The sequence below is a fragment of the Mycobacterium sp. genome, assembly GCF_035314665.1.
GTDB lineage: Bacteria > Actinomycetota > Actinomycetes > Mycobacteriales > Mycobacteriaceae > Mycobacterium.
Map to the genome: position 1 here is coordinate 1 of NZ_DATFZD010000214.1, position 5484 is coordinate 5484.

5 protein-coding genes are annotated in these 5484 nt (G+C 66.0%); 1 reads left to right on the plus strand and 4 read right to left on the minus strand.

The features are described 5' to 3' along the window. The 4 genes from VKI00_RS15955 to fdxA form a co-directional block, all read right to left on the minus strand. Nucleotides 1-1616 (minus strand): APC family permease (locus tag VKI00_RS15955; RefSeq protein WP_324438978.1); only part of this gene is annotated, 1616 nt, incomplete at its 3' end. A 96-nt stretch (nt 1617-1712) separates the two neighbouring features. Further along, complete coding sequence (locus tag VKI00_RS15960; protein ID WP_324438980.1) at nt 1713-3491, minus strand: acyl-CoA dehydrogenase family protein; 1779 nt, start codon at nt 3489-3491, stop codon at nt 1713-1715. A 23-nt stretch (nt 3492-3514) separates the two neighbouring features. Beyond that, complete coding sequence (gene dapC, locus VKI00_RS15965) at nt 3515-4603, minus strand: succinyldiaminopimelate transaminase (protein ID WP_324438981.1); 1089 nt, start codon at nt 4601-4603, stop codon at nt 3515-3517. A gap of 32 nt (nt 4604-4635) precedes the next feature. Beyond that, nucleotides 4636-4962: a ferredoxin gene (gene fdxA, locus VKI00_RS15970; protein WP_324438983.1), complete on the minus strand. Its 327-nt coding sequence runs from the start codon at nt 4960-4962 to the stop codon at nt 4636-4638. A 183-nt stretch (nt 4963-5145) separates the two neighbouring features. Between fdxA and VKI00_RS15975 the strand changes: the two genes are divergently transcribed. Next, nucleotides 5146-5484 (plus strand): PadR family transcriptional regulator (locus VKI00_RS15975; protein ID WP_324438985.1); only part of this gene is annotated, 339 nt, incomplete at its 3' end.

The window sequence follows — 5484 nt, forward strand, 5'->3', positions numbered from 1 at the left end:
AAGTGCACCGCGACCAACTCGTCGGACTGTAGCCCTTTCGCGTAGCGCATCGCCTCGACCTCTGCGAGGTCGACGCTGTCCACGAAGACGAGGACGCGGTGCCGGTCGTGCTTGTCCAAGTCGGGAGGCTCGGTCAGTGACATCTCCAAGACGGCGGCCTCAGCGCGGTACTGCCGGTTGAGCCGCATAAGACCGAACACCAGAATCGGGAAGACCACCACCACCAGCCAGGCACCCTCGGTGAACTTCGCGATCGCGAAGATCCCCACCACGACGGTCGACAAGATACCGGCCGACAAGTTGATCACCAGCTTGGATCGCCAGCCGGGCCCACGATGGGTCAGCCAGTGTTTGGTCATCCCGTAACCGGCCATCGAGAACCCGGTGAAAACCCCGATTGCGTAAAACGGCACCAGCGCATTGAGCGATCCCCCGGTCACGATCAACAATGCCACCGCCAACACGGTCAACGTGATGATGCCGTTGGAGAACACCAGCCGATGGCCGCGCTTCATCAGCGGCCGCGGCAAAAACTGGTCCTCGGCAACGAAACTCGCCAAGGCCGGGAACCCGTTGAAGCTGGTGTTGCCCCCGGTGTAGAGGATCAGCGCGGTGGCCGCCTGGACCATGAAGTAGCAGACATGACCGATCGCTCCTTCACCGAACACCGCCCGGGTGATCTCGGACAGCATTGACGGATAGCCGGCGACGTATGGGGTGGCGTGCGTGACATGCGCCAGCCAGGCCACTCCGGCCAATAGGAATCCCAGGATCGCGGCCATGATTGTCAGCACGCGACGGGCGTTGGTGCCTTCGGGCTTACGGAAGGCGTTGACCGTATTGGAAATCGCCTCCACTCCGGTGAGCGACGAACCGCCGTTGGCGAACGCGCGCAGCACGATCAGAACCGTGGCGCCCATGATGATGCCGTTGCCATGGCCGACCGGGACCGCTCCGGCGAGGTGCTCAGGATCGTAAGTCTTTAAACCGCCCGTAATTTCACGAATGATGCCGACAACGATCGTCAACGAGACCATGCCGACGAACAGATACGTCGGCAGCGCGAACCTGACTCCGGCTTCTCGCAGGCCACGCAAATTGGCGAAACACATCAGCAGCACGACAGCCACGGTGATCTCCAGGCTGTAGGGACCCAACGCGGGAAATGCCGAGGCCACCGCCACGGTTCCGGCAGCACACTGCACCGCGACGGTCACCACGTAGTCGATCAACAGCGATGCCGCGGCGATCTGAGCAACCCGGGGTCCGAAATTCTCGCGGGCCACCACATAGGAGCCACCGGCGCGGGTGTAAACCATTACGACCTGGCGATAGGACGCCGCCACCAGCACCAGAATCAACAAAATTACACCGGTGATCGGAAGTAGCAAGGCGAACGCGGCCAGCCCGGCGGCCGGCAACAGCTCGATCATGATCTGTTCCGAACCGTAGGCGGTCGACGAGATCGCGTCTGGCGAAAGCACGCCCAGCGCAACGGGGTTCGACAGTCTCTCGTGCTCCAGCTCGTCGTTGATCATCGGTTTCCCGAGAACCAACCGCTTGTACACGTCGGAAAGCGACGGCGCAAACCGCTGTCCGTCCTCCTGTTTCGTCACACCACATTCCTTAGCCAGATCCCGTAGCTCCCGGAAAAGCGTACGTTGCAATCCGTTAAACGCGCGCGCCGGGACGCAACGGGCTGTGGAGTTTTGTTACCAACGCATTACCAACGCGCCGTCAAGCAACTCGTCGAATCGTTCGATCGCATCGTCGTTTTCCGCGTCGATGCCGCGAAGGGCACCCTGGTCAGCCAGGTGACGCAATGCGTACAACCGGGCGATGAGGGCCTTGCGGTCGGTCTGGCGGGTGGCCCGCTCCCAGGCGGCCTGCTCGGTCAATAGGGCCCCGGCGTAGACATCGCCGAGGAACTGGGTGAGCGGGAACAGCCGGGCCTCGGCAACCGCGCCGTCCAGCTTGCCCCAGGCCGTAATCGCCGCTTCGAGATCGTCGATGCGGCAGCGTACGAGGCGTGTCGTCTCGTTGTCGTCGGACACCGAGACCGCGTCGCGCAGGCGCTCTAGCAAAGGCTGATGAGCCTGGGCGCGCTCGATGCCCCGCCGAACGTCAAGGCACAGGAGATTGTCAGGACCTTCCCAGATCGTGTTGACCTGCGCGTCGCGGAGCAGTCGGGCTACCGGCCAGGTTTCGATGTAGCCGTTGCCGCCGTGAATCTCGATCGCGTCCGACGCCATGGTGATACCCAGCCGACACACTTTGAGCTTCGTCACAGGCACGGCGATACGCTGACGGACTGCGCGGGGCTGACGGTGGTTGGTGAATCCCGTGCCGTCGAAAACCAGCGCTTGGGCGGCTTCGACGTCGACGATCATCTCGGCGAGCTTGCGGCGCATCAGCGGCTTGTCGAACAACGTGTCGCCGAACGCCTGCCGCTGCCGCGCGTAGCAGAGCGACTCGACCAGCGCGCGGCGCGCGTTGCCGAGGGCGAACAGCGCAATGCCGAGCCGGGCCGCGTTGGTCAGTTCCATCATCCGGCCCAGCCCCTTGCCGTCGGCCGGGCCGGTTTCGGCGCTCGGCTCGCCGGACAGCAGGAAGGCTTCGGCATCGACGAACTCCACCTCGCCGGAGGCCACCGACCGGGTGCCGAGCTTGTCTTTCAGGCGGCGGATACGAATGCCGTTCCGCGAGCCGTCGCGACGGGTCCGCAGCACCAGGAAGTTCGCCACGCCGTGGCCGGAATCCGGCGCGCCTTCCGGCTTGGCCAGCACGACGAACACCTGCCCGTCGCAGTTAGAGGCGAACCATTTGAAACCGTTGAGCAGCCAGGCATCTCCGTGTCGCGTCGCCGTCGTCTCCAGCGCGCCGAGGTCGGAGCCGCCGGTGCGCTCGGTCAGTAGCTGGGCGGTCTCCCCCTCCCACTCGCCCGTCTCGAACTTGGCCAGCACGTGGTCGCGAACGTCGGCCGGCGCATAGGCCGCGACCAGCGACTTGACCATCCCGCCGCCGGTCCCGAGCGCGCACCCCATCCCGATGTCGGCCTGGTCGAGCAGATAGTTGGCCGCATACAGCGGCAGGGACGGATTGACGCCGGCGCGCCGGGCATCGTCTTTCAATCCCTTTTGCGCGGCCAGGACTGCCCTTTTGGACTCGGTGAACGACGGCGGCTGGACGACCTGGCTGACGTCGTGGCCCCAGCGGTCGTAGCGCTCCAGCCGCGGTGGATCGCGGTCGGTCTGCTCGGCCCAGCGCGCCACCGGGCCACCCATCAGCTCGCCAATCCTGCTCAAATGCGGCTCGGCGATGGCGAGCTCGTCGGGCTGCAGGTAATAGGCCATCGTCAGCTGCAGGCTCGGGTCGGTTTCATACCAGTTGAGGCCGACGGCTCCGCGGTAATTCTCCGTGCAGTAACGCTGCGACTTCTCCGGGGTGTTGAAGGGCAGCCGGTCCACCGCCTCGAGGTCGTAGTCGGTCATTTGGCGCCGCTCCTCCCGATCCGCTAGGAACTCAGCCGCGTCGCGGCCGCAGCGATCCGCTCGTCGGAGGCGGTCAACGCCACCCGAACATGCCGGGCGCCGCGAGGGCCGTAGAACTCGCCGGGGGCCGCCAGGATGCCGCGCCGCGCCAGCCACGCGACGGTATCGCGGCACGCTTCGTCGCGGGTGACCCATAGATATAGCCCGGCCTCGGAGTGCTCGACGGTGAAGCCGGCCGAGCGGAATGCCGGTAGCAACGTGTCCCGGCGGCGGCGGTAGCGGTCGCGCTGGTCATGCTCGTGGGCATCGTCGTCGAGGGCAGCGACCATGGCTGCCTGCACCGGCGTCGGCACCATCATCCCGGCATGTTTGCGCACCGCCAGCAGCTCGGCGACCACGGCCGCGTCCCCGGCGACGAAGCCGGCCCGGTAGCCGGCCAGCGACGAGCTCTTGGACAGCGAGTGCAGCGCCAGCAGCCCGATGTGGTCGCCGTCGCACACGTCGGGATGCAGTACCGACAGCGGCTCGGCGTCCCAGCCCAGACCCAGGTAGCACTCGTCGGATGCCACCAGCGCGCCGCGCTCGCGGGCCCATCCGACGACCTTGCGCAGATGATCGACACCGAGCACCTGCCCGGTTGGATTGCTCGGTGAGTTCACATACACCAGCGCCGGCGCCTGCGGACCGAGCTGGGTCAGCGAATCGGCGTAAACCACCCGAGTTCCGGCCAGCCGGGCGCCGACGTCGTAGGTCGGATAGGCCAGCTCGGGGACCACGACGAGGTCATCGGCGCCCAAGCCCAGCAGCGTCGGCAGCCACGCGATGAGTTCCTTGGAGCCGATCACCGGCAACACGGCCGCTTCCTTCACTCCGGTTATGCCGTACCGCCGTTCCAGGGCTGCGACGGCCGACTGGCGAAGTTCCGGGGTGCCCGCGGTTGTGGGGTATCCCGGCGCGGCGCTGGCCGCGGCGAGCGCTTCGCGGATCAGCGGCGCCACCGGGTCGACGGGCGTGCCGACGGACAGGTCGACGATGCCGTCCGGATGTGACGTGGCCAGCGCGGTCGCGTCGGCCAGGGTGTCCCAGGGGAACACCGGCAGCAGAGCTGACACGGCCGACCGGCGTCGGCGGTTCACCAGGCTGCTCAGTCGCCCTCACCCTGGGGCGGCAGATCCTTGACGACCTGCGGGTCGTCCTCAGTCATGCCGACCTTCGCCGCGCCCCCGGGCGATCCGAGCTCAGCGAAGAAGTCCGCGTTGATCTGCGTGTATTGGTTCCACTGTTCGGGCACATCGTCTTCGTAGTAGATCGCCTCGACCGGACAGACCGGTTCGCAGGCACCACAGTCCACGCATTCGTCGGGGTGGATGTAGAGCATCCGAGCGCCCTCGTAGATGCAGTCGACCGGACATTCCTCGATGCAGGCCTTGTCCTTGATGTCGACGCAGGGTTCGGCGATCGTGTACGTCACGAAGGTCTCCTCCATGTGCTGGTCAATGTGGCTGTTCTTCCCCGCGGGTTTCGCTTCCCGGCGGTGCAGATCCGTTGATTACTGATACTAGACGTTGCATATACAAATCAAGCACCCGGCCGCTATGCGCCGCTGCACTGCAACTAGTTGCATAGTCGCGGCCGCGATCTCTAAGCTGCCCGCGTGGCACTCCCCCACGCGATCCTGGTGTCGTTGTGCGAACAGTCCGGCTCCGGCTACGAGCTGGCGCACCGTTTCGACCGCTCCATCGGCTACTTCTGGAGTGCTACCCATCAGCAGATCTACCGCACCCTGCGGACGATGGAAGACGACGGCTGGTTATCCGCGACGCTGGTCGTCCAGCGCGGTCGGCCGGACAAGAGGGTCTACACCGTCTCCGACGCCGGCCGCGCCGAGCTGGCCAGGTGGATCGCCGAGCCGCTAACCGGGCGCGGCGGCGCCCTCAGCGACACCCGCACCCGTGACGTGGCCGTCAAGCTGCGCGGCGCCGCCTACGGCGAC

Coding starts and splice junctions, on each gene's coding strand:
- VKI00_RS15960 (WP_324438980.1), bottom strand. CDS start 3,491: ATGACCGACTACGACCTCGAGGCGGTGGACCGGCTGCCCTTCAACACC.